Origin of the sequence: Aeromicrobium sp. UBA7512 (assembly GCF_002476985.1) — a bacterium.
Classification (GTDB): Bacteria; Actinomycetota; Actinomycetes; order Propionibacteriales; family Nocardioidaceae; genus Aeromicrobium; species Aeromicrobium phoceense.
This window is the reverse complement of record NZ_DLNK01000007.1, coordinates 314,806-341,096: the sequence shown is the minus strand read 5'-3', so window position 1 is coordinate 341,096 and position 26,291 is coordinate 314,806. Positions and strand designations below refer to the sequence as shown.

Genomic DNA, 26,291 nt, shown 5'->3' with positions numbered 1-26,291 from the left:
GCTTCGGAACTCACCTCATGTGACTCATGTGGTGTGCGTCATGACACTTTGGTCACCCCTGTGTAGTTCTTTGGGACCCTTCTCGACGGCTCCGCGCCCGCAGGGCGCCGAAACGCCGACAGGCGAGGACCGCCGCGGGTAGCGTCCTGCCGGAGCGGTCCGGAGGGAGCCGGACACGCTCCCTCAGGACCCAGCAACGACGGGCCGGATCGCACCGATCGGGCCCGATCTCGTCCTGCCTTCGCGTGCTCTGAAGCTCCCTCTGTCGAGAGGTCTCGTATTTCCATGGCGTTCCGTCTGCACCGCCGTCTGCTCACCTGTGCCACCGCCTTCACCCTGATCGCGCTCAGCCTCGCCGGGACCATGACGGTCCTCGCGCCCGCGCCGGTCGCCGAGGCTGCACCCGCGCCCGCGTTCGACTGCACGGTCCCGCGCTTCTTCGCCCAGGCCGAGGACCCGGTGGGCACCGTCAAGCTCAACACCGGCTCGTACACGACCTCGGGTGGTTCCCAGTGGACCCAGATCGGAACGAACTACACCGGCGCGAACGTGTTCAACGCGCTCGCGTTCAACCCGACCGACGAGTACCTCTACGGCACGTTCTACGGACAGACCTCGGGCACGAACATCCGTGGCTCGCTCGCCCGCATCAACCGCTCGGGTGCCGTGACGCCGCTGGGCGACGCGAGCACGGCGCTGGGTGCGCCCCCGAGCACCCTGTGGGACAGCGGCGAGTTCGACGCCGACGGCAACTACTACGTGGCCTCGGGCAACGCCGGCACGACGACGATCCAGAGGATCGCCGGGCTGAAGAACGTCACGAGCACCTCGAGCACCCCGCGACCGACGCGCACGACGATCACCCTCTCGCGGAGCATCCGCTTCGCCGACCTGACGTTCCTCAAGGGCTACCTGTGGGCCGCCAACTACGGCCAGGCGTCCGAGCTCTACCGCATCAACCCCTCCACCGGTGCCGTCACGGCCTTCACGGTGCCGACCGACATCATGCCGACCAACTCCTACGGCTCGGCGTTCACGATGACGAACGGCAACCTCGCCCTCATCGCGACCAACGGCTTCATGTACCAGATCGCGATCCGCAACGCCGACCAGGCGACGCCCACGTTCGAGCTGATCAGCCGCGTGACCGCCCCGTCGAACCAGCGCAGCGACGCGACGAACTGCGCCACCGCCCTGGAGTCGAAGCTCAGCGTGACGAAGACCGGCCCCGCCACCGTCGTCGTCGGCAAGACCATCACGTGGCGCGTCGTGGTGAAGAACGAGGGCCCGGGCAACACGTCGGGCTTCGTCCTCAACGACGTGCTCCCGAACAACCTCGGCAACGTCAGCGTGACGAGCACCGACACGTCGTGCGTCGTGACCGGCACCACGCAGAAGATCGCCACGTGCAACGGCGGCTACCTCCCGGTCGGCGCCGAGGCGGTCGTCAACGTCAGCGCCACCGCGCCCTCCACCCCGGGCCCGCTGATCAACAAGGCCTACGCCATCGGCAACGAGGACCCGAACCCCGCCCCGCCGGCCACGGCGGAGACGCAGGTCGTCCTCGCCACCGAGGTCAACGTCCCGGCCACGGTCACGGACACCTCGAACGGCACGTACGACCGCACCTCGGTGAAGGGCGGCACGGTCGCCTACGCCGCCGGTCGCTACACCTACACGCCGCCGGCGGGCTTCTCCGGCTCGGACTCCTTCACGTACCGCATGTCCGACGGGACGCTCGTGACCGTCCTCGTCCAGGTCACGCCGCAGGCGGACCCGGGCAGCCGCACGACGCAGGCCGAAGTCCCCGTGACGATCTCCGAGGCAGCCCTCCAGGCGCTCGGCCGGGGCACGGGCCTCGAGCTCGTCGGTGTCGGCTCGCCCGAGCACGGAACGGTCGCACTGGACCAGGGCGTCGTGACCTACACCCCGGCCCCCGGGTTCTCCGGCACCGGCCGCTTCACGTACACGCTGCGCGACGCCTCCGGCCAGGAGGTCACCCAGACGATCACCGTCACCGTGACCAACGTCTTCAGCGACGAGACCGCCGTCGAGGACGGTGTGACGACGCCGCAGAACACCGCGAAGAAGATCCCGCTCGCCGACGTGGTCTCCCCGTCGGGCCGGCCGCTCGACCCGACGAAGGTGACGGTCCCCGGTGCTCCCGACCACGGTCGCGTGACGGTCGACCCGGTCACGGGCGAGCTGACCTACACCCCGGACGCCGGCTACGTCGGTGACGACGAGTTCGACGTCCGCGTGTGCGACACCTCGGACCCGGCCCAGTGCACGACGGTCACCATCGCGGTGACGGTCTCGCCCAACACGGTGACGGCCGACGACGACACGGCTTCGACCCCGGTGGCGACGCCCCGGACGATCAACGTCCGCGGCAACGACGAGAGTGCCTCGGGCCAGCCCTTCGCGGCGCCGAGCGTCACGACGGCCCCGGCCCACGGCAGCACCGTGGTCGAGTCCGACGGCCGCATCACCTACACGCCGACCGCCGGCTTCTCCGGTGTGGACACCTTCCAGTACCGCGTCTGCGACACCTCCACGCCCACCGCGGAGTGCGACACCGCCACGGTGACGGTCACGGTGACGAACGTCTTCGCCGAGGAGACGGCCGCCGAGGACGGCGTCACTACGCGCCAGAACACGCCGAAGGACATCCCGCTGACCGACGTGGTCTCCGCCACCGGCAAGCCGCTCGACCCGACCAAGGTCACGGTGTCCGAGGAGCCGAGCCACGGCGACGTGACGGTCGACCCCACCACGGGCGAGCTGACCTACACGCCGGACGCCGGCTACGTCGGCGCCGACCGGTTTGACGTCCGCGTGTGCGACACGTCGAGCCCGGTCCAGTGCAGCACCGTCACGATCAACGTCACGGTGACCGCCAACACGGTGACGGCCACCGCCGACACGGCCACCACGCCCGTCGAGACCCCGCGGACGATCAACGTCCGAGGCAACGACGACAGCGCCTCGGGCCAGTCGCTCGCGGCGCCGACGGTGACGACGGCTCCCGCCCACGGCACCGCCGTGGTGGAGTCCGACGGCCGGATCACCTACACGCCGACCGCCGGCTTCTCGGGTGAGGACACGTTCGAGTACCGGGTCTGCGACACCTCGACGCCCACGGCGGCCTGCGACACAGCCACGGTGACGGTCACGGTGACGAACGTCTTCAGTGACGGGAGCGCGGTCGAGGACGGCGTCACGACGCCGCAGAACACCCCGAAGGACATCCCGCTCGCTGACGTGGTCGCGCCCTCGGGCAAGCCGCTCGACCCCGCCGCGGTGACCATCCCCGAGGCACCCGCGCACGGCGAGGTCACGGTCGATCCGACCACGGGCGAGCTGACCTACACCCCGGACCCGGGCTACTCGGGCGACGACGAGTTCGACGTGCGCGTGTGCGACACCTCGAGCCCGGCGCAGTGCACTACGGTCACGATCGAGGTCACGGTCGGCGCGAACACCGTCGCGGCGTCCGACGACACCGCGACCACCGAGGTGGGGACGGCGACCGCGGTCCTGGTCCGCCAGAACGACACCTCGCTCTCGGGCCAGGCGCTCGCGCTGCCGTCCGTGACGACGGCTCCGGAGCACGGCACCGCCTCCGTCACGGTGGACGGCCGCATCGTCTACACCCCGGCGGACGGCTTCTCCGGTGAGGACACGTTCGAGTACCGCGTGTGCGACACCTCGACGCCGACCGCCGTGTGCGACACCGCCACGGTGACGGTCACGGTCGAGAACGTCTTCAGCGACGGGACCGCGGCGCAGGACGGCGTGAAGACGCCCCAGAACACCGCCAAGGACATCCCGCTCGCCGACGTGGTCTCCGCGACCGGCAAGCCGGTCGACCCGACCAAGGTCACGGTCTCCGAGGAGCCCGGCCACGGCGAGGTCACGGTCGACCCGGCCACGGGCGAGCTGACCTACACCCCCGATGCCGGCTACACCGGTGGCGACGAGTTCGAGGTGCGCGTCTGCGACACCTCGGACCCGGTCCAGTGCAGCACGGTGACGATCGGCGTCACGGTCGGCGCGAACACGGTCGAGGCGGCCGACGACTCGGCCACCACGGCGGTCGAGACGGCCCGGACGATCAACGTCCGTGGCAACGACGACAGCGCGTCGGGCCAGGCGCTCGCGGCTCCGACGGTGACGACGGCTCCGGAGCACGGCACCGCCGTGGTCGAGTCCGACGGCCGGATCACGTACACCCCCGAGGACGGCTTCTCCGGTGAGGACACGTTCGAGTACCGCGTGTGCGACACCTCCACGCCGGCCGCGGTGTGCGACACGGCCGCGGTGACGGTCACGGTCGAGAACGTCTTCAGTGACGAGAGCGCGGTCGAGGACGGCGTCTCGACGCCGCACAACACGGCGAAGAAGATCGAGCTGGACGACGTCGTCTCCGCGACCGGCAAGCCGCTCGACCCGACGAAGGTCACCATCCCCCTGGCTCCCGAGCACGGGACCGCCACGGTCGACCCGGTCACGGGCCAGCTGACCTACACGCCGGTCCCCGGGTACACCGGTGACGATCAGTTCGAGGTGCGCGTGTGCGACACGTCCGCCCCGGTCCAGTGCATGAGGGTCACGATCGAGGTCTCGGTCGGCGCGAACACCGTCGACGCGGCCGACGACTCGGCCACCACGGCGGTCGAGACGCCCCGGACGATCAACGTCCGTGGCAACGACGACAGCGCCTCGGAGCAGCCCTTTGCGGCGCCCACGGTCACGAAGGCGCCGGAGCACGGCACCACCGTGGTCGAGTCCGACGGCCGGATCACATACACCCCCGAGGCTGGGTTCTCCGGTGAGGACACGTTCGAGTACCGCGTGTGCGACACCTCCACGCCGGCCGCCGTGTGCGACACGGCCACGGTGACGGTCACGGTCGAGAACGTCTTCGCCGACGAGACCGCCGTCGAGGACGGCGTCGCGACGCCGCAGAACACTCCGAAGGACATCCCGCTCAGTGACGTGGTCTCGCCCTCCGGCAAGCCGCTCGACCCCACCGCGGTCACCGTCCCCGACGGTCCCGACCACGGCGAGGTCACGGTCGACCCGACCACGGGCGAGCTGACCTACACCCCGGACCCGGGCTACTCCGGTGACGACGAGTTCGAGGTCCGCGTGTGCGACACGTCGGTCCCGGCCCAGTGCACCACCGTCACGATCGGCGTCGAGGTGTCCGCGAACGCGGTCGCCGCGGCCGACGACTCCGCGACGACGGCGCTCGGCACCGAGGTCGACGTCGACGTGAGGGACAACGACGGCTCGGCCTCCGGCCAGACGCTGGCACACCCGACGGTCACGACGGCCCCGGCCCATGGCACCGCCGTGGTGGACGCCGACGGCCTGGTCACCTACACGCCCGAGGCCGGGTTCTCCGGTGAGGACACGTTCGAGTACCGCGTGTGCGACACGTCGACGCCCACGCCGGTGTGCGACACCGCCACGGTCACGGTGACGGTCGTGAACGCGTTCACGAACGCGCCGCTGGTCTCCGACGGTGTCGAGACCGACCAGGACGAGGCGCTGACGCTCCCGCTCGCCGACCTGGTGAGCGCCGCGGGTGCGGCGCTGGATCCGCAGTCGGTGGTCGCCGGACGCGCGGCCCACGGTGACGTGACCGTCGACCCCCAGACCGGTGCCGTGACCTACACGCCGAACGACGGCTACTCCGGTGACGACGCGTTCGACCTGCGGGTGTGCGACACGTCGAAGCCCGTGCAGTGCCACACCGTGACGATCCCCGTGAAGGTGCGGGCCAACGCGGTCGTGACCGGCGACGACAAGGCCACGACCCAGGAGGGTCGACCCGTGGTCATCGAGGTCGAGGGCAACGACACCAGCCGGACCGGTCGTCCGCTCACGGCCGCGCGGGTCACCACGCAGCCGAAGCACGGCGTCGCGGAGGTCCTGCAGGACGGCACCGTGCGCTACACGCCGAAGAAGGGCTTCGTCGGCACGGACTCCTTCGAGTACGAGCGCTGCGACGACTCCACTCCGGTGCCCGTCTGCGACACGGCGACCGTCATGGTGGACGTGACAGCGGCTCCCGACGCGCCGGCCGAGCCGGGCGACGACCCCGACGTCGCGGGTGACGACGACAGTGTCGACGGCAGCGACCGGGGCGACGAGAAGGCCGACGACCGCGCGGCCGACCGTTCGCCGCTGGCGGACACGGGCTCGAGTGCCACGCTCGGTGCGCTGGCCGGTGGACTGGGTGCGATCGCGCTCGGTGCTCTCGCCATCGTGATGGCACGCCGCCGCCGGGCCTGATCGCTCGATTCGCCCGGGGTCCTCAGGGGCCCCGGACGAGTCACGTCCGGCACCGCTCGGTCCCCGGCTCAGCTGCCGTGGGCGGTGTCGCGTCCGTAGGCGTCGTCGCTCACGCGGCGAATGAAGGCGGCCGACGACTCGCCCGGCAGGGGCGTGTGGAAGGTGACCTCCATGTCGACCCCGAGGTCGTCCAGCGGCACGTTTCCCGGGACGGCGTCGAAGTCGTGCTCCAGCAGCTCGGTGACGAACGTCCACGTGTCCAGGCGGGCCCACTCCACGTCGGGGAAGCCGGCCTCGGCCGCGCGGGCCTCCATGCGCCGCGCGATGAGGAACATCACCTCGTCGGTCCGGTGCGGGTCGCGCGGTGTGACGACGAGCCGGATGACGGTGCCGCCCTGCGCCGCCACGGTCCTCAGCACCTCGAGGGCGGCCTTGCGGCCGAGGGTCTGGGTGCCGGGGTCGTGGCCCTTGAGGGCGCCGGAGACGGTCGGGAAGGACGAGCCCTCCACCGAGGAGCGCACGGGACGGAACATCAGGACCAGGTCGCCGTCGCGGGCGAGCGGGTCGACCGAGTGCACCGACAGGGCCGTGCGCAGTTCACCGCCCTGGATGAACAGCGTGACGGTGGCCCCGTCCACGAACCGCGGAGGCATCGACAGGGCAGCGGTGAGGTCCATCCCGTGCGAGGCCGTGCGACCCATCAGGCGCAGCAGGCTGGCGGCCGGGCCGTTCCAGTCCTGCAGCCGCCCGGCGCGGTCGATCACGAAGATGAAGACGCCGATCGAGTTCATCAGGCGGTCCGCCCGTGAGGCCGACCGCGACCACGACCCGACGTGGCTCGTCGTCCACACCAGGACGAGGCAGATGGCGGCGATGGCCAGCGGTGTCAGTGCGGGAACGAGCACCTGGAAGGACACGACGAACAGGCCCGCGACCTCGGCCGCGAGGACGACCCGGCGCACGTGCCTGGACGGGTCGTGCTGGCGCGTGCTCAGCGTGAGGACGCCGGCGCCGAGGAGTCCGAACGCGTAGATCAGGTGCGCCGCGTAGACCGGGCTGTCGTAGTAGCGGTCACCGTCGGTGATGCCGAGCGCCGGCACCATGCCGGCGAAGCTGAGAGCGGCGATCGCCGCCGCGGCGATCCACAGCCAGGGCGCGACCACCCAGCGCCCGTGGACGAGTCGTCGCGCGGCCACGAAGAAGCTGACGGCGCTGACCTGCACGACCACGACGTTGACCGCCACGAGGAGGCTCGGCGCGAGGTCGTCGGGTCCGCGAAGCGCCCGCAGCAGGTTCCAGGCGGCCACCGACAGCACGAGGATGACCACGGGCACCGACACGGCCGGCCGGTGGTGCCGCACCGCCAGGACCGACAGCAGCAGCACTGCCGAGGTCACCAGGTAGGCGGTGGTCATGGCGTGAATTCTGGCAGTCCTCGCGGGCGGTGACCACGCCTTTGTCGCGTCCCCCTGGAATCAGAGGCAGACATCGGCGCGCAGGAACCCCACGGCTCCCACGGGATGCGGCGCATCCTGCGCGGGACGGCGCGTGGAGAACTGCTCGCGGTACAGCCGGCCGTACAGCCCGTCGGGGTCGTCGACGAGCTCGGCGTGGGTGCCCTGCTCCACGACGCGACCGTCGACGAGACCGAAGATCACGTCGGCGTTCTGGATCGTGCTGAGCCGGTGCGCGATGGCGAGCGTGGTGCGGCCGGAGGTGGCCCGCTCGAGCGCCTCCTGCACGAGCCGCTCGGTCTCGTTGTCGAGCGCGCTGGTGGCCTCGTCGAGGATGAGGATGCGCGGGTTCTTCAGCAGGACGCGGGCGATCGCGATGCGCTGCTTCTCGCCGCCGGAGAGCCGGTATCCGCGCTCGCCCGTGACGGTGTCGTAGCCGTCGGGGAAGCTCATGATCCGGTCGTGGATGTTGGCGTCGGTGGCGGCCGCGACGATCTCCTCGGGCGTGGCCCCCGGCTTGGCGTAGGCGATGTTCTCGCGGATCGTGCCGTGGAAGAGGTAGGGCTCCTGCGTCACCATGCCCACGCAGTCGGCCAACGACGACAGGCTGATGTCGCGCACGTCGATGCCGTCGATCAGCACCTGGCCGCGATCGACGTCGTAGAAGCGCGGGACCAGGTAGGTGGCGGTGGTCTTGCCCGAGCCCGAGGGGCCCACGATCGCCGCCAGCTGGCCGCCCTCGATCGTGAACGACAGGTCGGACAGGGCCCAGGCGTCCTCCTGCGCCGTGGACTCGGCGTCGATGGCGCCGGCGGAGTCGCCGAAGCGGTCCTTGGCGGTCTCGCCGGTGAGCGTGCGCGGCTCGGGGTAGCGGAACCACACGTCGCGGAACTCGATCGTGCCCTGCAGGTCGGCCGGGCTCACGTCGCGCGCACCGGGCCGGTCCACGATCGCGGGCTCCAGGTCGAGGTACTCGAAGATGCGGCGGAACAGCGCCAGCGACGTCTGCACGTCGAGCGAGACGCGCATGAGCTGGAGCAGCGGCATCTGCAGGCGGGCCTGCACCGTGGTGAACGCCACGAGGGTGCCCGCGGTCAGCGAGGCGGGATCCCCGGGGAGTCGCCCCGCGATGATGAAGCCGGCGAACAGGTAGATGATCGCCGGGGTGATGGCGAAGAAGGTCTGCACCGTGGCGAAGAACAGCCGGCCGGTCATCGCCTGCTCGACCTGCAGGCGGGTCTGCTCGAGGTTCGCCGTCCGGTAGCGCTCGGCCTCGGACTTGCTGCGGTTGAAGACCTTGGCGAGCAGGATCCCCGAGACGCTGAGCGACTCCTCGGTGATCGCGGTCATCTCCGAGAGGCTCTCCTGCGTGCGCCGGGCCAGCTGCTGGCGGCGGCGGCCGACCTTGAGCTGGAGCCACACGAACAGCGGCATCAGGATGAGCGTGAGGATCGTGAGCTCCCACGACAGGATCACCATCGAGATGAACGCCGCCGTGACCGTGACGGTGTTCTGCAGGATCGAGGTGGCGGTGTCCGTGAGGACGGTGCGGACCCCCGCCACGTCGTTGGCCAGGCGCGACTGGATCGCGCCGGTCTTCGTGGTGGTGAAGAACGCCAGCTCCATCTTCTGCAGGTGGGCGAACAGCTCGCTGCGCAGGTCGGCCATCGCCGAGTTGCCGATCGTGGAGGTCAGCCAGTTCTGGGCGATGTTGAGCATCGACGCCAGGATCGGCAGCGCGCACATGCCGGCGACGAGCCAGCCCAGCAGGCCCAAGTCGGGGCCTCCCTCGCCGAACAGCGCGTCGTCGAAGACCGCCTGGGTGAGGAACGGGACGATCGAGGTGAGCAGCGCCGCGAGCACGACGATGACCCCGACCGAGGCCATCTTGGCGCGGTAGGGACGCAACAGGGTGGCGATGCGCCGCAGCACCGGGCGGTTGTCCGCAGCGATCTCGGCATCGCTCAGGTGCGTGACGGACGGGCCCGGTCGCGGCACGGCTTCAGTCCCCGATCCGTGTCAGGTCGACCGTGCCGAGGTCGGCCGGGACGAGCTCGAGGGTGCCCCAGCCGCCGACCTCGTTGCGCAGGAACGCCCACACGAACAGCTCGCTGGTGACGAGCTGCTCGTCGATGTCGAGGCTGAACTCCACGGGCACGCCGTCGGCCGGCAGGGCCGTGGCGGCGAGCACCTCGCCGTCGGCGTCGACGACCTTGACCGTGGCCACCCCGCCCGGGGGGAACGCGATCTTCTCGCGGACGGACAGGGAACCGGAGACGGTCAGCATCGACATGCGGCCAGCCTATGCCCGTGCCCCGACACCCGCCGCCGCCACCGACGACGACGCCGCGGAGCCCCCGAGGGGACTCCGCGGCGTCGGCGGGGTGTGCGGATCAGCCGCAGAGCTCGTCGAGCTTCTCGCCCTTCTTCTGGATGTCGGTGGAGAGCGTGCTCATCTCCTTGGACACCTCCTGCAGCTTCGTGGTGTCCTGGCCGGCGGCCTTGAGGTCGGCGAAGGCGCCCTCGAGCTTGTCGAACTCGGCCGAGAGCGCGGCGATGGCGTCCTTGACCTCCTGGTTGTCCAGCTTCTTCTGCGTCTTCTGCAGGGCGTCGCCCATGGAGGCGATCGTCTCGGTGGCCTTGTCGCTGTCGGTGGGGTCGATGCCGCTCAGGTCACCCATCGCGTCCTTGACCTCCTTCTCGGCCACCTTGCAGGCGTCCTCGACGGACTGGCCGCCACCGCCACAGGCGGTGAGCCCCAGGGACAGGACCACGGCGGCGAGTGCGGCGGCAGGCTTGCGAACGTTCATGTTTCCCCCTCGTCGGTGCGGCGCCGTCCCGATACGGTCACCGCGTTTCTCCCGGAATCGTGCCATGCGGAGGCCTCATCGGTCTGCGTGGGCCGTCCGGGACGACGTCCGGCCCCCCGGAATCGGGGGGGCCGGACGGACGCGATCAGTGGCCGAAGCGGCGCAGTCGCAGCGAGTTGGTCACCACGAACACCGAGCTCGCCGCCATCGCGAAGCCCGCGATCATCGGGCTCAGGAAGCCCAGGGCGGCCAGCGGGATCGCGGCGACGTTGTAGGCGAAGGCCCAGAACAGGTTGCCCTTGATGGTGCGCAGCGTCGCCCGCGAGAGCTCGACCGCGGTGACGGCCGTGGCCAGGTCGCCGTGCACGAGCGTGAGGTCGCTCGCGGCGATCGCCACGTCGGTGCCGGTGCCCATCGCGATCCCGAGGTCGGCCCCGGCGAGCGCCGCGGCGTCGTTGACCCCGTCGCCGACCATCGCCACCACGCGACCCTGCTCCCGCAGCTCGCGCACGACGTCGAGCTTGTCCTGCGGGGTCACCTCGGCGTGCACCCGGTCGATGCCGACCTCGGCCGCCACGGCCGTGGCCACGCGCTCGTTGTCGCCGGTCAGCAGGATCGGCTCGAGGCCCAGGCGCCGCAGGTCGGCGACGGCCTCGCGCGAGGACTCCTTCACCCGGTCGGCCACGGTGATCGTGCCCAGGACCTCGCCGTCGCGGGAGACCGCGATGACGGTGCCGGTGCGATCGGGCCGGTCGTCGGCGCCGATCCAGCCCGGGCGGCCCGCGCGGACGACGTGGCCGTCGACCGTGCCCTCGACGCCCTGTCCCGCGTGGTTGCGGAACGCCGTGACGGGGAGCGGCTCGGCGAGTGCCGCGATCGCCCGCGCCACGGGATGCTCGGACGCGGCCTCGACCGACGCGGCCAGCCGGTGCAGCTCGTCGACGTCCACGCCGGGGGCGGGGTCGACGTGCGCGACCGTCATCGTGCCGGTGGTGATCGTGCCGGTCTTGTCGAGCACGATCGTGTCGATCGCGCGGGTGGACTCCAGCACCTGCGGGCCCTTGATGAGGATGCCCAGCTGGGCGCCGCGACCCGTGCCCACCATCAGCGCGGTGGGCGTGGCCAGCCCGAGCGCACACGGGCAGGCGATGATCAGCACCGCGACGGCGGCCTCGAAGGCGCCGATGCCCGGCGCCACGAGCAGCCACACGAGCAGCGTGACCGCCGAGATCGCGATGACGCCGGGGACGAACCAGGCGGAGATGCGGTCGGCGAGCCGCTGCACCTCGGCCTTGCCCTCCTGGGCCTCCTCGACGAGGCGTGCCATCTGGGCCAGCTGGGTGTCCTGGCCGACCGCGGTGGCGCGCACGACGAGGCGGCCCGACTGGTTGACCGTGGCACCCGTGACGGTGTCGCCGGTGGCGACGTCGACCGGGACGGACTCGCCGGTCAGCATCGACTCGTCCACCGCCGAGGCGCCGTCGACGACGTCACCGTCGGTGGCGATCTTCTCGCCGGGACGCACGACGAACGTGTCACCCGCGTGGAGCTGCTCGATCGGCACCTCGACCTCGCGGCCGTCGCGCAGGAGGGTGACCTGCTTGGCGCCGAGGTCCATGAGGGCGCGCAGGGCGGCGCTCGACCGGCCCTTCGCGGTGGCCTCGAGGTAGTGGCCGGCGAGGATGAACGTGGTCACCGCGGCAGCCGTCTCGAAGTAGTAGTGCCCGTGCTCCACGCCGTGGCCCGTGACGCCGATCCACAGCTGGACCAGCGACCAGGCGTACGCCGCCGTGACGCCCATGCTGATGAGCGTGTCCATCGTGGCCGCGCCGTGGCGCAGGTTGAGCACCGCCGACCAGTGGAACGGGTAGGCGCACCACAGCACGACGGGCGTCGTCAGCGCGAGCGCGACCCACGGCCACCCGGTGAACTGCAGGCCCGGGACCATCGAGATCGCCAGGACGGGCAGCGTCAGGATCGTGGCGACGATCAAGCGCTTGCGCATCGACTCGGCCGAGTGCAGGCCGCCGTGGGCGGCGTGGCCCTCGTGGCCGGCGTGCGGGTCGTGGACCTGCGCCGTGTAGCCGGTCTTCTCCACGGTCTGGACCAGCTCGTTCGGGTCCACGTCGTGGTGCGCGTGGACGGTGGCCTTCTCGGTCGCGTAGTTGACCGTGGCCTCGACGCCGTCGAGCCGGTTCAGCTTCTTCTCGATGCGCGCGGCGCACGACGTGCAGCTCATGCCGCCGATGTCGAGCCGGTACGTGGTGGTCGGCTCGACCTCGGTCTCGTGCGTGGTCATCAGGCCATCGGCAGGTCGCGCGGACCCGCCAACGCGTAGCCGGCCTCGTCCACGGCGGCCGCGACCGCGGCGTCGTCGAGCGGGGCCGTGCTGGTCACGGTGACCGCACCGGAGGCGACGTCGACCGCGACGTCCTCGACGCCGGGCAGGGTCGAGATCTCCTCGGTGACGGACGCGGCGCAGTGGCCGCAGGTCATGCCGGTGACGGTGTAGGTGGTGGTGCTCATCTTCCTCAACTCCTCACGAGACGCGCGATGGCGTCGGACGCTTCCTTGATCTTCAGGTCGGCCTCGGGGCCGCCCTTGGCGGCGGCATCGGCGACGCAGTGGGCCAGGTGCTCGTCGAGCAGCTTCAGCGCCACCGCCTCGAGTGCCTTGGTGGTCGCGCTGATCTGGGTCAGCACGTCGATGCAGTAGGTGTCGGACTCGACCATGCGGTTGATCCCGCGGACCTGGCCCTCGATGCGGGCCAGCCGCTTGAGGACGGCCGCCTTGTCGTCGGCGTATCCGGGATGTTCGTGGCTCATGGCTTCACCATACCCCTAGGGGGTACCCGTATCAAGCCCGGCCCGCGGCAGTCGGCGGACGAGGGCTGAGCGCGCTCGCCTAGAGTCCCCTCCATGAGCGAAGTTCCCGGACTGGACGGAGTGCTCGGTGTCGAGCACGTCGAGCTGACCCCCGAGAAGGTGGTGGTGCGCTTCACCATCACCGACCGCCACCTGCAGCCCTTCGGCATCCCGCACGGCGGCATCTACTGCGCGGTCCACGAGTCGACCGCGAGCATGGCCGGCCAGATCTGGCTGGGCACGAAGGGTGTCGTCGTCGGCACCAACAACTCCACCGACTTCCTGCGCCAGGCGCGCAACGGCGACACCATCACCGTCACGGCGACGCCGATCCACCGCGGCCGCACGCAGCAGCTGTGGCACCTGGACTCGGTCAACCAGGACGGGAAGCTCATCGCGCAGGGCCAGGTGCGCCTGGCGAACCTCGACCAGGAGGTCCCCCCGGAGGCGGTCGAGGCGATGAAGGGCAACCTCCCGGCCTGAGTCCACGCTCCCGGACGTGATCGAGGGATCAGGCCCGAGCCGCTAGGATGGGGTGGTCCGCGCGCGACTGGCGTTGAGGTGGCTACCACCAGGGAGCCGTGGACAGCACGACTTACGGGACCGTTCGCCTGGGCCCCGCGTCAGCCCGATCGACCGCTGACCCGGAGGCCACACACGATGACGATGATGAGCATGAGCTTCGACGTTCACGAACCGATGACCACGATCGACGACCAGGACGTCAAGGTCCTGCTCCTCGAGAACATCCACGCCGACGGCGCGGACTTCCTGCGCAACAAGGGCTACCAGGTCGAGACGCGCAGCGCCGCGCTCACCGAGGACGAGCTCATCGAGGCCGTCAAGGGCGTCCACCTGCTCGGCATCCGCTCGACGACCTACATCACCGAGAAGGTCCTGGAGAACGCTCCCGACCTGCTCGCGATCGGCGCGTTCTGCATCGGCACGAACCAGATCGACCTCGCCGCCACCAAGCGCCACGGCGTCGCGGTCTTCAACGCGCCCTACTCCAACACGCGCAGCGTCGTCGAGCTGGCGATCGCCGAGATCATCTCGCTCGCCCGCCGCCTGCACGAGAAGTCCACCGCCATGCACGGCGGCGTGTGGAACAAGTCGGCCGCCGGCAGCCACGAGGTGCGCGGCCGCACGCTCGGCATCGTCGGCTACGGCAACATCGGCAGCCAGCTCTCGGTCATCGCCGAGGCGCTCGGCCTGTCGGTCGTGTTCTACGACATCGACGACAAGCTCGCGCTGGGCAACGCCAAGAAGTGCGCCACGATCGACGAGCTGCTCGCCATCTCCGACGTCGTCTCGCTGCACGTCGACGGCCGCCCCGGCAACGCGGGCCTGTTCGGCGACGAGCAGATGCGCGCGATGAAGCCGCGCTCGCTGTTCCTCAACCTGTCGCGGGGCATCGCCGTGGACACCTCGGCGCTGCGCCGCCACTTGGAGTCGGGCCACATCGCCGGCGCCGCCCTCGACGTCTTCCCCGTGGAGCCGAAGGCCCAGGGCGACCCGTTCGAGAGCGAGCTGCGCGGCGTGCCGAACGTGATCCTCACGCCGCACGTCGGTGGCTCCACCGAGGAGGCCCAGCAGGACATCGGCCGCTTCGTCGCGTCGAAGCTGCGTGCCTACGCCAAGGCCGGCACGACGAACCTGTCCGTCACGTTCCCCGAGCTGAACCTGCCGAGCGACCCGGCGCGTCACCGCCTCGCGCACGTGCACCACAACGCCCCGGGCGTGCTCGCCACGATCAACACGATCCTGGGCGACCACGGGGTGAACATCGAGGGCCAGCAGCTCGCCACCCGCGGCGAGCTGGGCTACGTCGTCACCGACGTCTCGGCCGAGGTCGGCGCCGACGTGCTCAAGGAGCTCGCCGCGCTGCCCGAGACCGTGCGCCTGCGCCAGCTGAGCTGACCCGGTCTCGATACGCCTGCTCGTTCCTCGCAGCGCTACTCGACCACCGGTGATCGAGTAGCTCGCGAGCGCAGCGAGCGGCGTATCGAGATCATGGCGACGGGGCCCGGTGCTAGTCCTAGCACCGGGCCCCGTCGCGTCTCAGCCCTCGCCGAGGCGCCGCAGGGTCTCGGCGACCCCGTCGTCGATCCGCACCGTGGCCAGCTCGTCGCCGCGGGTCGGGCCGCGGTTGATGATCACGATCTCCATGCCGTCCTTGGCCGCCCGCCGCACGAAGCGCAGGCCGCTCATCACCTGCAGCGACGAGCCCAGCACGACGAGCGCCGCCCCCTCGCGGCCCGCGCGCTCCACGAGTTCGAAGCAGTGGTTCACCTTCGGCTTGGGCACCGACTCGCCGAAGAACACCACGTCAGGCTTGAGCCGGCCGCCGCACTGGGTGCAGTCGGCCACGACGAAACCCGCGGTGTCCTCGAGGTCGACGTCGCCGTCGGGCGCGATCGTGACCTCCTGCTCGGTCCAGCCCGGGTTCAGCGCGTCGAGCCGCGCCTGCACCTCGGTCCGGCTCGTGACGTCGCCGCAGTCGAGGCAGATCACCCGGTCGAGCCGGCCGTGGAGGTCGACGACGTCGAGCGAGCCGGCCTTCTCGTGGAGGCCGTCGACGTTCTGGGTGATGAGCCCGACGAGCCGGTCCTGGCGCTCGGCGAGAAAGCGGTGGGTGAAGTTCGGCTCGGCGCCGCCCATCCGGCTCCAGCCCAGGTGCGCCCTGGCCCAGTAGCGCTGGCGGTTGGCCGGCGAGGCGATGAAGTCCTGGTACGTCATCGGCTGCCGCGGCACCGACTCGGGGCCGCGGTAGTCGGGGATGCCGGAGTCGGTGCTGACGCCCGCGCCGGTGAGCACCAGCCACCGGCGCTCGAACCAGTCGCTCACCCGGCCCCCGGGCGGCGCCGCGCGCCGATGTCGAAGGTGCGCTGCTCCAGTGCCTCAGAGCGTGACGCCAGCGCATCGAAGCGGGCGTCCACGGCGAACCCCACCAAGGTGATGATCGACTCCAGGTCCATGACGGGCACTCCTCCAGTGTGACGGCTGCCGGTGACGATGTCAGCCCGCGACGGTGCCGCGCACCCGCCCGTCCACAGGCTCACACCGTCGCGAGGGTGACCAGCTTCTCGACGGTGTTGAGGTTGCGTCCGGTGCCGTGACTTCCGAGCGTCCGCAGGATCAGCGCGGGCGTCAGCTTCGTGTTCGCGACCCCGTCGGCGTAGCGGATGTGCAGGTCACGGCCGATCACGGCGAGCCGGTCGGGCAGACCGCGGGCCATCAGGGCGTCGACCTGCTCGGCGCTCGGCGGCTCGAGCAGGAAGTAGACGTGGTGCGCCTTGCGCTCGCCCTCGATCGCGAACGGGTGCGCCTCCAGCGCCGCACGCAACTCCTCGGGGGAGCGGCTGATCGCCTCGCGGAAGAACCCGAACCGCTCCTCGATCGCTCGCTCGAGGGCCCGGTCGAACGCCTCCGGCTCGTCGACGTCCACCAGCAGGTTCCCCGACGCGATGAACGTCGAGACGTCCCGCGCGCCGAGCTCCTGCGCGACCTCGCGCAGCTCCGCCATCGGCAGCTTCGAGCCGCCGACGTTCACCGCTCGCAGCAGCACCACTCGTCTGGCCATGTCCCCAGTGTGCTGCGACCGGTGGACAGATTCCCCGGTTACGTGGGTTCTCTCGCACTTACCGGGGATGCGATCCCCGGGAAGTGACAGCAAACCCACGTAACCGGGGAAACCGTCAGAGCCGAGCCGCCAGCTCGGTGGCCTGCCGGATGGCGCGCTTGGCGTCGAGCTCGGCGGCGACGTCGGCGCCGCCGATGACGTGGACGGAGACGCCTGCGGCCTCGAGCGGCTCGACGAGGTCGCGCACCGACTCCTGGCCTGTGCACAGCACGATCGTGTCGGCGGCGATGAGGCGCGACTCGGGGGAGTCGCCGTCGGCGCCGACCGTCACGTGCAGGCCGTCGTCGTCGATGCGGTCGTACCGGACGCCCCCGACGAACTCGACGCCCGAGTCCTTCAGCGTCGTGCGGTGCACCCAGCCCGTGGTCTTGCCGAGGTCCTTGCCGAACGTCGTGGCCTTGCGCTGGAGCAGCGTCACGGCGCGCCTCGGCGGGGCCTTGGTCTTCGTGGCGAGCCCGCCGCGCTCGACCTCGGGGTCGGTGACGCCCCAGCGGGACATCCAGTGCTCGAGCGACTCGCCGGACTCGTGCAGCAGGAACTCCGACACGTCGTAGCCGATGCCGCCGGCACCGAGGACGGCCACCCGCTCGCCGGCGACGGCCTGCTCGCGGATCAGCTGCTGGTAGGTCACGACCGAGGGATGGTCGACACCCGGGATCGCGGGCACGCGCGGCTCGACGCCCGTTGCGATGACCACCTCGTCGAAGTCGCTGAGGTCCTCGACGGAGGCCCAGCGGTTCAGGTGCACCTTCACGCCGCGGCGCTCGAGCATCACCGAGTAGTAGCGAATCGTCTCGGCGAAGTCCTCCTTGCCGGGGATCTGCATCGCGAGGCGGAACTGGCCGCCGATCTCGGGCAGTGCCTCGAACAGCTCGACCTCGTGACCGCGCCCCGCGAGCTCGACGGCGGCCGCCAGTCCCGCCGGTCCCGCGCCGACGACGGCGATCCGCTTCGTGGACCGGGTGGGCAGCAGGACCAGCTCGGTCTCGTGCGCCGCCCGCGGGTTCAGCATGCAGGTGGCCCGCTGGTTCTTGAACGTGTGGTCCAGGCACGCCTGGTTGCAGGCGATGCACGTGATGATCTCGTCGGAGCGCCCGTCGGCGGCCTTGTTCACGAAGTCGGCGTCGGCGAGCAGCGGCCGCGCCATCGAGATCAGGTCGGCCTCGCCGGCGGCCAGGATCGCCTCGGCCTGCTCGGGGGTGTTGATGCGGTTGGATGCGACGACCGGCACCGAGACCTCGGCGCGCAGCTTCGCCGTGACCCACGTGAATGCGCCGCGCGGCACGCTCGTGACGATCGTCGGGATCCGCGCCTCGTGCCAGCCGATGCCGGTGTTGAGGATCGAGACGCCCTCGTCCTCGAGGGCCTTCGCGAGCGCGACGGTCTCCTCCCACGACTGCGCGTCGTCGACGAGGTCGAGCAGGCTGATCCGGTACTGGACGATGAAGTCGTCGCCCACGAGCTCGCGGGTGCGGCGCACGATCTCCACCGGGAACCGCATGCGCTTCTCGGCGGACCCGCCCCACGCGTCGGTGCGGGTGTTGGTGCGCGCCGCGAGGAACTGGTTGATCAGGTAGCCCTCGGAGCCCATGATCTCGACGCCGTCGTAGCCGGCGCGCTTCGCGAGGGCGGCCGACCGCGCGAAGTCGGTGACCGTGCGGTCGACCTCCTTCGTCGACATCGGGGACACCCGGAACGGCGTGATCGGCGACTTCACCGACGACACGCCCTTCTTGAACGGCGAGTAGCCGTAGCGGCCCGCGTGCAGGATCTGCAGCGCGATCTTGCCGTCGTGCTCGTGCACCGCATCGGTGACGAGACGGTGCTTGTCGGCGTGCCGCTTCCGCGACATCTCCGAGCCGAACGGCAGCAGCCAGCCGCGCCAGCTCGGCGCGAACCCGCCCGTGATCGACAGGGCGACGCCGCCCTTGGCGCGCTCGGCGAAGTAGGCCGCGAGCTTCGGCAGGTCCTTCGCGTGGTCCTCCAGGCCGGTGTGCATCGAGCCCATCACCACGCGATTGCGCAAGGTGGTGAAGCCGAGGTCGAGCGGACTCAGCAGGTGCGGGAACTCGCTCACCGCTGCTGCTCCGCGAAGGCGGCGGCGTCGGCCTGGATCTGGGGGAACTCCGCGGCCATGGCCTCCATGAGGGCCGTGGCGCCCGACATCGGCCGGACCATCACGGTGAACTCGGTGATGAGGCCCTCGTCGTTCGTCGTGATGAAGTCGCAGCCGTTCACGATGACGTCGCCGATCCTCGTCTCGAAGAGGAGGGCGCTGCGATTGCCCTCCTCGATGGAGCCGACGTAGCGAAGGTCCTCGAAGACCCGCGCGACACCATTGAGGATCGCCGTGGTGATCGCCTTGCCGGGGTACGGCTTGTGGGCGACGGGGCTGCGGAACACGACGTCGTCGGCCAGCAGGTCCTCGACGCCGGCCAACGAGCCGGTGGCGATGCCGCGCTCGACGAGTTCTCGGAAGGCCTTCATGGGCGGGTTCCCTTCGGTGGGGACAATGGAGGGGTGATCGGAAAGCTCGCGTCCTGGCTGCTCATCGCGGCCGGCGTCTTCAACGTCGTCATCTGGCCCCGCTTCTTCAAGGCGATCGTCGACGACGACCGCGCGTGGGGCGGGACGCGGTGGCAGGAGCCGACGTCGTTCTTCTGGGTGCACCTCGTGCTGATCGGCACGGCGATGACGCTGGGCGTGATCGTGCTCGTCATCGGGATCCGCGCGCTTCGAGGGCAGTGAGGATCTCGTCGCACCAGGCGATGCCCTGACGCTCGCCGAGGATGCCGCCGCGCAGCGCCAGCCAGGAGCCGAGGTCGGGCCCGTCGAGTGCGGACGGGTCGGGGTAGAAGCGGGCCTCGCTGGCCTCGTACTCGGCCAGCCGCTCGGCATGGGCGGCGCGACGGGCGCGCGTGTCGGCGAGCACGGTCCGGGCGTCGCGGAAGGCGCGCAGCTTCACGGCGAAGTCGCTGCGCAGCGCCTCGCGCTCGGTCGGCTGGGCGGCCCACCGATCGAGCTCCGCGGCGCCGTCGGGCGTGATCGCGTAGGTCTTCTTGTCGGGTCGGCCGTCCTGCTCCTGCAGGGTGCTCTCGACCCAGCCGGCCTCCTGCATCCGCGCCAGCACCTTGTAGATCTGCTGGTGGCTGGCCGGCCAGAAGTAGCCGATGGAGGCGTCGAAGCGGCGGGCGAGGTCGTAGCCGCTGGCGGCGCGCTCGGTCAGCGACACCAGGATCGCGTGGTCGAGGGCCATGCGGGGAGCCTAGGGCTCGGCCGGACCATATGCAACGAGGTTCATACGGATCCGCAGGACGAGACGGTGTCTCGTGCCCATTACGATGGGCACCATGAAGCGATCCCTGCTCGCCGTCCCCCTGGCGCTCATGCTCTCCGTCGCGGCCGGCTGCGCGCCGTCCGACGACTCCGACGACGCGAAGGCGTCCGAGTCCACCGCCTCCGCGTCCGCCGGCGGCGAGTGCGCCGTCGACCAGCTGCCGCTGACCACGTCCGGCAAGCTGACGATCGCCACCGACGACCCCGCGTTCGAGCCGTGGTTCACCGACAACGATCCGAGCAACGGCGAAGGCTTCGAGTCCGCCGTGGCCTATGCCGTGGCCGAGGAGATGGGCTTCACCCGCGCCCAGGTGGCGTGGACGAAGGTTCCGTTCAACGTCTCCTACCAGGCGGGCAAGAAGGCGTTCGACTTCGACATCAACCAGATCTCGATCACGGCGCAGCGCCAGAAGGCGGTCGACTTCAGCAAGCCGTACTACTCGGCCGCACAGGCGATCATCGTCCGGAACGACTCCGAGTTCGCCGACGCCTCCAGCCTCGCCGACTTCCGCACCGCCAGCCTGGGCGCCCAGATCGGCACCACGTCGCTCAAGGCGATCGAGTCGCTCGAGACCGAGGACGCCCCGCTGGTCTACGACGACACCACCAAGGCGGCGCTCGCCCTGGCCAACGGCCAGGTCGACGGCATCGTGGCCGACCTGCCCAGTGCCTTCTACCTCGTCGCCGCGGAGCTCGAGGACGCCACGATCGCCGGCCAGTTCGAGTTCGACGGCGGTGAGCCCGAGCAGTTCGGCCTCCTGCTGCAGAAGGACAGCGAGCTGACCCCGTGCGTCGACCAAGCCGTCACCGCCCTGACCGAGGACGGCACGCTGGCCGACCTCGAGCAGAAGTGGCTGTCGGCGTCGCAGGACGTCCCCGTCCTGAAGTGACCCGGTGACCCACGACCCGGGGCTCGCGAGCCCTCCCCCTCCGTCCGCTCGGCAGCAGCAGCGCAACGCCTTCCGGCGCCGGCGCACGCTGCGCCGCGTGGTGGTGGGGACGATCTCGAGCCTCGTCGTCCTGGGCCTGCTGGCCTGGGTCGTCACGTCCGCACCGGGCTGGCCCCGCGTCCGCGAGACGTTCTTCAGCGGCTACCACGCCCGCGAGTCGTTCCCCGCGATCCGTGACGCGTTCTGGCTGAACGTGCGGCTCTTCCTCACGGTCGAGCTGCTCGTGCTGCCGTTGGCGCTGCTCGTCGCGGTGGTCCGCGTGATCCCGGCGCCGGCGATGGCGCCCTTCAAGTTCCTCGCCGCCGCCTACACCGACGTGTTCCGTGGCATCCCCACGATCCTCGTCGTGATGCTGGTGGGCTTCGGCTTCCCGGCGCTCGGCCTTGCCGGGGTCCCCACCAGCCTGTTCTGGCTCGGCGTCATCGCCCTGACGCTGAGCTACGGCGCCTACGTGGCCGAGGTGATCCGGGCGGGCATCCTGTCGGTGCACCCCACGCAATGGGCGGCCGGTCGCGCCCTCGGTCTGGGGTACGGCCAGACGCTGACGCGCGTGATCCTGCCGCAGGCCGTCCGCAACGTCACGCCGCCGCTGATGAACGACTTCGTGTCGCTGCAGAAGGACACCGCGCTGGTGTTGACGATCGGCCTGGTCGAGGCGCTCCGCGCGGCCTCGGTCTACCAGGCCACCACGTTCAACGTGACCTCGCTGTGCGTGGCCGCGCTGTTCTTCATCGTCGTGACGATCCCGCTGGCGCGGTTCACCGACTGGCTCACCATCCGTTCCATGCGTCGTCAGGGAGGCCAGTGATGCTGCGCGTCGAGGGAGTCCGCAAGTCGTTCGGCGACCACGTCGTGCTCGACGGGATCGACCTGACGGTCGGCCGCGGCGAGGTGGTGTGCCTCATCGGAGCGTCCGGGTCGGGCAAGTCCACCCTGCTGCGCTGCATCGACCTGCTCGAGCTGACCGACGACGGCGACATCTTCCTGGGCGACCTCGAGCTGACCGACCCGGCCATCGACGAGAACGCGGCCCGCGCGCGGATCGCGTTCGTGTTCCAGGCGTTCAACCTGTTTCCGCACCTCAGCGTCCTGCAGAACCTCGTGCTGGGACCGCGCCGGGTCAAGGGGGTCTCCCGGTCGCAGGCCACGAAGCGGGCCCACGAGCTGCTGGCGCGCGTCGGTCTCGACGCGAAGGCGGCGGCGTACCCGGACTCGCTCTCCGGCGGTCAGCAGCAGCGGGTCGCGCTGGCCCGCGCGATGGCGATGGATCCCGAGCTGCTGCTGCTCGACGAGGTCACGTCCGCGCTCGACCCGCTGCTCGTGGCCGAGGTGCTCGACGTCGTCCGCGAGCTCAAGGACGAGGGCCGCACGATCGTCATGGCGACGCACGAGATGGACTTCGCCCGCGAGTGCGCCGACCGGATCGTGTTCCTGGCCGAGGGCCGGATCGTCGAGTCCGGGCCGCCCGAGCAGCTGTTCACCGCGCCGCGCGACCCGCGCACCGCGGCCTTCCTGGCCCGCCACTCCGGCGCCCGCTGACGGATCACCGGCCAGGCCGGTGGTCGAGTAGCTCGCGAGGAACGAGCGGCGTATCGAGACCAGCGCTCAGGCGACGGAGGAGTCGTCCCGGGCCGCGGTGGCGCGGGCGGTGGTGGCGCGGATCGCCGCGACGACCTGCTCGGGGGAGTCGCCCATGGGCACGTGGCCGCAGTCGGCGAGGGTCACGAACTCCACGCCGCGCATCCGCCTCGCGGCCAGCTTGGCCTGCGACTTGTGCAGGATGAGGTCCTTGTCGCCCCACGCGATCGTGATCGGCACCCTGGCCGAGCCGCGGAACGACTCGGGACTGGTGAAGCCCAGCGGGAAGCAGCGGATGAAGTAGCGCCAGAAGCCCTGGCCGTGCCTCATTGCGAGGGCGTCGCCGTAGACGCGCTCGGCGGTGTAGCGGTCAGGGTGGCTGTAGAGCGAGAAGCCGATGAGGCGGCGGCCGATCGGCAGGCGCGAGACCGCCCGCAGGACCCGCTTCGGAAGGTGCGAGCCCAGCTTGAGCGGCAGCAGGGTGACGGTGGCCTGCAGGAGGCTCCACGGCCGGAAGTAGCCCGCGGGTGACAGGCAGGTCGCCGAGCGCACGTCGCCGCGCTGGGCGAGCGCGATCGAGAGCAGTCCGCCGAGCGAGTTCCCGACGACGTGCGGCCGGTCGACTCCCCAGGCCGTGAAGTTCTCCGCGATCGCGGCGGCCACGTTCTCGGCCGAGTAGCCCGTGCCGTGGGGCAGGGGCGGCGAGTCGCCGAGACCGGGAAGGTCGGCGGCGATGACGTCGTAGTGCCGTGCCAGCTCGTCGAGGACCGGCTCGTACGCGGCGCGGCGGTGCCCGATGCCGTGCAGCAGGACGAGCGGCTCGCCCTGGCCGCGTCGTGTGTAGGCCATCTCGCTCAACATGGGAACTCCTCAGGCTCACCCACCGGACGCCCGCCCGATGTGACATTGACGATGTCGCATGCAGCATCGCACAGATTTCCCCGGGTGTGAACGGGACCAGACGGGCACGCCGCGCGAGGCAGTGGCACCGCGGTTGCCACTGTGACAGCGATGGTGTCAGAATCACGGCGTGACCCAGAGCACAGGACCCCTCGCCGGGATGCGCGTCGTCGAGATCGTCGGGATCGGCCCGGGCCCGTTCGCGGCCATGCTGCTCGCCGATCTCGGTGCCGACGTCATCCGCATCGATCGACCGGGCGGCAACGCCTTGCAGGTCGCGCCGCCCGAGCGCGACGTCCTGGGCCGCAACCGGCCCAGCGTGGCCATCGACCTCAAGCACGAGCAGGGCGTCGCGACGGTCCTCGACCTCGTCGAGCGTGCCGACATCCTGATCGAGGGATTCCGTCCCGGCGTGATGGAGCGCCTCGGGCTCGGACCCGACGTCGCCCTCGCGCGCAACCCGCGCCTCGTCTACGGCCGGATGACCGGCTGGGGCCAGAGCGGCCCGCTCGCCGACGCCGCGGGGCACGACATCAACTACATCGCGGTCGCCGGCGGGCTGGACCCGATCGGCCGTGCCGGCGGACCCCCGCAGGTCCCGCTGAACCTGCTGGGCGACTTCGCCGGCGGATCGATGTACCTCGTCACGGGCGTGCTGGCCGCCCTCACCCACGCGCGCGGCACCGGGCAGGGCCAGGTCGTCGACGCGGCGATCACCGACGGCGTGGCGCACCTGCTGTCGATGACCATCAGCATGCAGCAGTCGGGCACGTGGTCGCCGCGCCGCGGCACCAACCTGCTCGACACCGGCGCACCGTTCTACGACGTCTACGAGACCTCCGACGGCTACTGGATGAGCGTCGGCGGGCTCGAGCCGCAGTTCTGGTACGCCATGCAGGAGGTCTTCGCCTCCGTCGGCCTGGGCGACCTGCCCGACCGCAACGACCCGAAGAACTGGGCCGACCTGCGCGACACGCTGCGCACGTGGTTCCTCAGCCGCACCCAGGAGGAGTGGACCACCCTCTTCGCCGGCACCGACGCGTGTGTCGCACCCGTCATGCCGACGGAGGAGGCGTACGAGCACCCGCACAACGTCGCCCGCGGCACCTACGTCTCGGCGTTCGGCGTCACCCAGCCCGCTCCCGCTCCGCGCTTCTCGGCGACGGAGACCGGGATCCACCGCGCCCCGGAACGCCCGGGCGCCAGCACCCGCGAGGCGTTGACCGCGTGGGGCATCGAGGACGTGGACGACCTCATCGAGAGCAAGGTCGCCGTCCAGGACGAGGAGAACTGATGGAACGCACCCTGTTCGAGCCCGAGCACCAGTCGTTCCGCAACACCGTGCGCGTCTTCCTCGAGAAGGAGGTCGTGCCCCACCACGACGAGTGGGAGCGCGAGGGCATCGTCCCGCGCGAGGTGTGGACGCGGGCCGGCGCGCTGGGCCTGCTCGGCTTCATGATGCCCGAGGAGTTCGGCGGCGGCGGCGTCTCGGACTTCCGCTACAACGCGGTGCTCCAGGAGGAGCTCACCCGCATCGGCGCCAGCGGTGTCGGCTTCGCCCTGCACACCGACCTGGTGTCGGGCTACCTGCTCAGCTACACGAACGACGAGCAGAAGCGCCGCTGGTTCCCCAAGTTCGTCTCCGGCGAGATGATCACCGCGATCGCGATGACCGAGCCGGGCACGGGGTCGGACCTGCAGGGCATCAAGACCACGGCGGTCCGCGAGGGCGACCACTACGTCGTCAACGGCGCGAAGACCTTCATCACGAACGGCATCAACGCCGACTTCGTGATCGTCGCGTGCAAGACCGATCCCGATGCCGGCGCGATGGGCGTCTCGCTGATCGTGCTCGAGCGCGGCATGGAGGGGTTCGAGCGCGGCCGCAACCTCGACAAGCTGGGGCTCAAGGCGCAGGACACCGCTGAGCTGTTCTTCGACGACGTCCGCGTGCCGGTGGAGAACCTGCTCGGCGAGGAGGGCCGCGGCTTCGTCTACCTCATGGAGAAGCTGCCGCAGGAGCGCCTGACGATCTCGGTGGTCGCGGCGGCCGCGTGCCGCGCCGCGATCGACATGACGCTGGAGTACGTGAAGTCGCGTCACGCGTTCGGCAAGCCGATCGGGTCGTTCCAGAACACGCGCTTCGTGCTGGCCGAGCTCGAGACCGAGCAGCGCATCGCCCAGGTGTTCGTCGACCGCAGCATCGAGGCCCTGAACGCGGGCACCCTCTCGATCGACGACGCGGCCGCGGGCAAGTGGTGGACGACCGAGCTGCAGAAGAAGACCGTCGACGCGTGCCTGCAGCTGCACGGCGGCTACGGCTACATGAGCGAGTACCCGATCAGCCGGGCCTACCGGGACACCCGCATCCAGACGATCTATGGCGGCACCACGGAGATCATGAAGGAGATCGTCGGCCGGTCGCTGGGCATCTGACGCTGGGCATCTGA

General features: G+C 70.6%; 23 protein-coding genes and 1 riboswitch. Of the genes, 9 read left to right on the top strand and 14 right to left on the bottom strand.

From position 1 onward, the window contains the following. The first annotated feature begins 285 nt into the window (after positions 1-285). On the top strand, positions 286-6,306 hold the full coding sequence (locus B2363_RS12530) for an Ig-like domain-containing protein (protein WP_286930631.1): 6,021 nt from the start codon (positions 286-288) through the stop codon (positions 6,304-6,306). Between the two features lie 68 nt (positions 6,307-6,374). On the opposite strand, the gene B2363_RS12525 is transcribed toward B2363_RS12530, so the two are convergent. The 7 genes from B2363_RS12525 to B2363_RS12495 all read right to left on the bottom strand — a co-directional run bounded on the left by B2363_RS12525 (position 6,375) and on the right by B2363_RS12495 (position 13,395). Next, positions 6,375-7,721: a hypothetical protein gene (locus B2363_RS12525; protein ID WP_181753673.1), complete on the bottom strand. Its 1,347-nt coding sequence runs from the start codon at positions 7,719-7,721 to the stop codon at positions 6,375-6,377. 60 nt (positions 7,722-7,781) lie between these two features. Then, positions 7,782-9,758 carry an ABC transporter ATP-binding protein gene (locus B2363_RS12520; protein ID WP_286930629.1) on the bottom strand — a complete coding sequence of 659 codons (1,977 nt, stop codon included), beginning with the start codon at positions 9,756-9,758 and terminating at the stop codon, positions 7,782-7,784. A gap of 4 nt (positions 9,759-9,762) precedes the next feature. After that, positions 9,763-10,053 carry a YbaY family lipoprotein gene (locus tag B2363_RS12515; protein WP_153302926.1) on the bottom strand — a complete coding sequence of 97 codons (291 nt, stop codon included), beginning with the start codon at positions 10,051-10,053 and terminating at the stop codon, positions 9,763-9,765. 100 nt (positions 10,054-10,153) lie between these two features. After that, entirely contained in the window at positions 10,154-10,570 is a 417-nt protein-coding gene (locus B2363_RS12510) for a hypothetical protein (RefSeq protein ID WP_181753675.1), read from the bottom strand. A 145-nt stretch (positions 10,571-10,715) separates the two neighbouring features. Continuing rightward, positions 10,716-12,869, bottom strand: a complete 2,154-nt coding sequence (locus B2363_RS12505) for a heavy metal translocating P-type ATPase (RefSeq protein ID WP_286930626.1) — start codon at positions 12,867-12,869, stop codon at positions 10,716-10,718. Beyond that, positions 12,869-13,096, bottom strand: a complete 228-nt coding sequence (locus B2363_RS12500) for a heavy-metal-associated domain-containing protein (protein WP_181753679.1) — start codon at positions 13,094-13,096, stop codon at positions 12,869-12,871. The genes B2363_RS12505 and B2363_RS12500 overlap by 1 nt, the downstream gene beginning before the upstream one ends. 5 nt (positions 13,097-13,101) lie before the next feature. Next, complete coding sequence (locus B2363_RS12495) at positions 13,102-13,395, bottom strand: metal-sensitive transcriptional regulator (protein WP_181753681.1); 294 nt, start codon at positions 13,393-13,395, stop codon at positions 13,102-13,104. Between the two features lie 93 nt (positions 13,396-13,488). On the opposite strand from B2363_RS12495, the gene B2363_RS12490 reads away from it, so the two are divergent. Further along, complete coding sequence (locus tag B2363_RS12490) at positions 13,489-13,917, top strand: PaaI family thioesterase (RefSeq protein ID WP_286930623.1); 429 nt, start codon at positions 13,489-13,491, stop codon at positions 13,915-13,917. A 53-nt stretch (positions 13,918-13,970) separates the two neighbouring features. Further along, a riboswitch (ZMP/ZTP riboswitch) is annotated at positions 13,971-14,058 on the top strand. A gap of 51 nt (positions 14,059-14,109) precedes the next feature. Next, positions 14,110-15,354, top strand: a complete 1,245-nt coding sequence (gene serA, locus B2363_RS12485; RefSeq protein WP_241732814.1) for a phosphoglycerate dehydrogenase — start codon at positions 14,110-14,112, stop codon at positions 15,352-15,354. A gap of 141 nt (positions 15,355-15,495) precedes the next feature. Here the strand turns inward: serA and B2363_RS12480 are convergent, their stop codons facing one another. From B2363_RS12480 to B2363_RS12460, 5 genes are all read right to left on the bottom strand, one after another. Next, positions 15,496-16,281, bottom strand: coding sequence for a Sir2 family NAD-dependent protein deacetylase (locus B2363_RS12480; protein ID WP_286930620.1), 786 nt, complete (start codon positions 16,279-16,281; stop codon positions 15,496-15,498). Continuing rightward, positions 16,278-16,421, bottom strand: coding sequence for a hypothetical protein (locus B2363_RS12475; protein ID WP_286930618.1), 144 nt, complete (start codon positions 16,419-16,421; stop codon positions 16,278-16,280). Before B2363_RS12475 ends, B2363_RS12480 begins: the two co-directional genes overlap by 4 nt. A gap of 71 nt (positions 16,422-16,492) precedes the next feature. Continuing rightward, positions 16,493-17,017: a DUF1697 domain-containing protein gene (locus B2363_RS12470; protein ID WP_286930617.1), complete on the bottom strand. Its 525-nt coding sequence runs from the start codon at positions 17,015-17,017 to the stop codon at positions 16,493-16,495. A gap of 115 nt (positions 17,018-17,132) precedes the next feature. Further along, positions 17,133-19,154, bottom strand: coding sequence for an NADPH-dependent 2,4-dienoyl-CoA reductase (locus tag B2363_RS12465; RefSeq protein WP_286930615.1), 2,022 nt, complete (start codon positions 19,152-19,154; stop codon positions 17,133-17,135). Continuing rightward, positions 19,151-19,564, bottom strand: coding sequence for a nuclear transport factor 2 family protein (locus B2363_RS12460; RefSeq protein WP_286930613.1), 414 nt, complete (start codon positions 19,562-19,564; stop codon positions 19,151-19,153). The genes B2363_RS12465 and B2363_RS12460 overlap by 4 nt, the downstream gene beginning before the upstream one ends. Positions 19,565-19,597: 33 nt before the next feature. On the opposite strand from B2363_RS12460, the gene B2363_RS12455 reads away from it, so the two are divergent. Continuing rightward, positions 19,598-19,825: an SCO4848 family membrane protein gene (locus tag B2363_RS12455; protein ID WP_286930612.1), complete on the top strand. Its 228-nt coding sequence runs from the start codon at positions 19,598-19,600 to the stop codon at positions 19,823-19,825. Here the strand turns inward: B2363_RS12455 and B2363_RS12450 are convergent. After that, positions 19,794-20,333: a PadR family transcriptional regulator gene (locus tag B2363_RS12450; RefSeq protein WP_181753694.1), complete on the bottom strand. Its 540-nt coding sequence runs from the start codon at positions 20,331-20,333 to the stop codon at positions 19,794-19,796. The genes B2363_RS12455 and B2363_RS12450 overlap by 32 nt on opposite strands. Before the next feature lie 94 nt (positions 20,334-20,427). Here B2363_RS12450 and B2363_RS12445 point away from each other — a divergent pair, with 94 nt between their 5' ends. The 3 genes from B2363_RS12445 to B2363_RS12435 are packed head-to-tail and all read left to right on the top strand — an operon-like array spanning position 20,428 to position 22,902. Next, positions 20,428-21,303 carry a transporter substrate-binding domain-containing protein gene (locus tag B2363_RS12445; protein WP_286930611.1) on the top strand — a complete coding sequence of 292 codons (876 nt, stop codon included), beginning with the start codon at positions 20,428-20,430 and terminating at the stop codon, positions 21,301-21,303. A gap of 4 nt (positions 21,304-21,307) precedes the next feature. Further along, positions 21,308-22,171, top strand: a complete 864-nt coding sequence (locus B2363_RS12440; RefSeq protein ID WP_286930610.1) for an amino acid ABC transporter permease — start codon at positions 21,308-21,310, stop codon at positions 22,169-22,171. Continuing rightward, positions 22,171-22,902 carry an amino acid ABC transporter ATP-binding protein gene (locus B2363_RS12435; RefSeq protein ID WP_286930609.1) on the top strand — a complete coding sequence of 244 codons (732 nt, stop codon included), beginning with the start codon at positions 22,171-22,173 and terminating at the stop codon, positions 22,900-22,902. The genes B2363_RS12440 and B2363_RS12435 overlap by 1 nt, the downstream gene beginning before the upstream one ends. A gap of 66 nt (positions 22,903-22,968) precedes the next feature. On the opposite strand, the gene B2363_RS12430 is transcribed toward B2363_RS12435, so the two are convergent. Next, positions 22,969-23,802, bottom strand: coding sequence for an alpha/beta fold hydrolase (locus B2363_RS12430; RefSeq protein ID WP_286930608.1), 834 nt, complete (start codon positions 23,800-23,802; stop codon positions 22,969-22,971). Between the two features lie 169 nt (positions 23,803-23,971). On the opposite strand from B2363_RS12430, the gene B2363_RS12425 reads away from it, so the two are divergent. Together B2363_RS12425 and B2363_RS12420 are read left to right on the top strand one after the other, a co-directional pair. Further along, positions 23,972-25,135: a CaiB/BaiF CoA transferase family protein gene (locus tag B2363_RS12425; RefSeq protein WP_286930607.1), complete on the top strand. Its 1,164-nt coding sequence runs from the start codon at positions 23,972-23,974 to the stop codon at positions 25,133-25,135. Beyond that, positions 25,135-26,277 carry an acyl-CoA dehydrogenase family protein gene (locus B2363_RS12420; protein ID WP_286930605.1) on the top strand — a complete coding sequence of 381 codons (1,143 nt, stop codon included), beginning with the start codon at positions 25,135-25,137 and terminating at the stop codon, positions 26,275-26,277. Before B2363_RS12425 ends, B2363_RS12420 begins: the two co-directional genes overlap by 1 nt. The last annotated feature ends 14 nt before the right edge of the window (positions 26,278-26,291 follow it).

Excerpts from the sequence above, each read along its gene's own strand:
- B2363_RS12530 (WP_286930631.1), top strand. The coding sequence starts at position 286 with ATGGCGTTCCGTCTGCACCGCCGTCTGCTCACCTGTGCCACCGCCTTC.
- B2363_RS12525 (WP_181753673.1), bottom strand. The coding sequence starts at position 7,721 with ATGACCACCGCCTACCTGGTGACCTCGGCAGTGCTGCTGCTGTCGGTC.
- B2363_RS12515 (WP_153302926.1), bottom strand. The coding sequence starts at position 10,053 with ATGTCGATGCTGACCGTCTCCGGTTCCCTGTCCGTCCGCGAGAAGATC.
- B2363_RS12510 (WP_181753675.1), bottom strand. The coding sequence starts at position 10,570 with ATGAACGTTCGCAAGCCTGCCGCCGCACTCGCCGCCGTGGTCCTGTCC.
- B2363_RS12505 (WP_286930626.1), bottom strand. The coding sequence starts at position 12,869 with ATGACCACGCACGAGACCGAGGTCGAGCCGACCACCACGTACCGGCTC.
- B2363_RS12500 (WP_181753679.1), bottom strand. The coding sequence starts at position 13,096 with ATGAGCACCACCACCTACACCGTCACCGGCATGACCTGCGGCCACTGC.
- B2363_RS12495 (WP_181753681.1), bottom strand. The coding sequence starts at position 13,395 with ATGAGCCACGAACATCCCGGATACGCCGACGACAAGGCGGCCGTCCTC.
- B2363_RS12490 (WP_286930623.1), top strand. The coding sequence starts at position 13,489 with ATGAGCGAAGTTCCCGGACTGGACGGAGTGCTCGGTGTCGAGCACGTC.
- serA (WP_241732814.1), top strand. The coding sequence starts at position 14,110 with ATGAGCTTCGACGTTCACGAACCGATGACCACGATCGACGACCAGGAC.
- B2363_RS12470 (WP_286930617.1), bottom strand. The coding sequence starts at position 17,017 with ATGGCCAGACGAGTGGTGCTGCTGCGAGCGGTGAACGTCGGCGGCTCG.
- B2363_RS12460 (WP_286930613.1), bottom strand. The coding sequence starts at position 19,564 with ATGAAGGCCTTCCGAGAACTCGTCGAGCGCGGCATCGCCACCGGCTCG.
- B2363_RS12450 (WP_181753694.1), bottom strand. The coding sequence starts at position 20,333 with ATGGCCCTCGACCACGCGATCCTGGTGTCGCTGACCGAGCGCGCCGCC.
- B2363_RS12445 (WP_286930611.1), top strand. The coding sequence starts at position 20,428 with ATGAAGCGATCCCTGCTCGCCGTCCCCCTGGCGCTCATGCTCTCCGTC.
- B2363_RS12435 (WP_286930609.1), top strand. The coding sequence starts at position 22,171 with ATGCTGCGCGTCGAGGGAGTCCGCAAGTCGTTCGGCGACCACGTCGTG.
- B2363_RS12430 (WP_286930608.1), bottom strand. The coding sequence starts at position 23,802 with ATGTTGAGCGAGATGGCCTACACACGACGCGGCCAGGGCGAGCCGCTC.
- B2363_RS12420 (WP_286930605.1), top strand. The coding sequence starts at position 25,135 with ATGGAACGCACCCTGTTCGAGCCCGAGCACCAGTCGTTCCGCAACACC.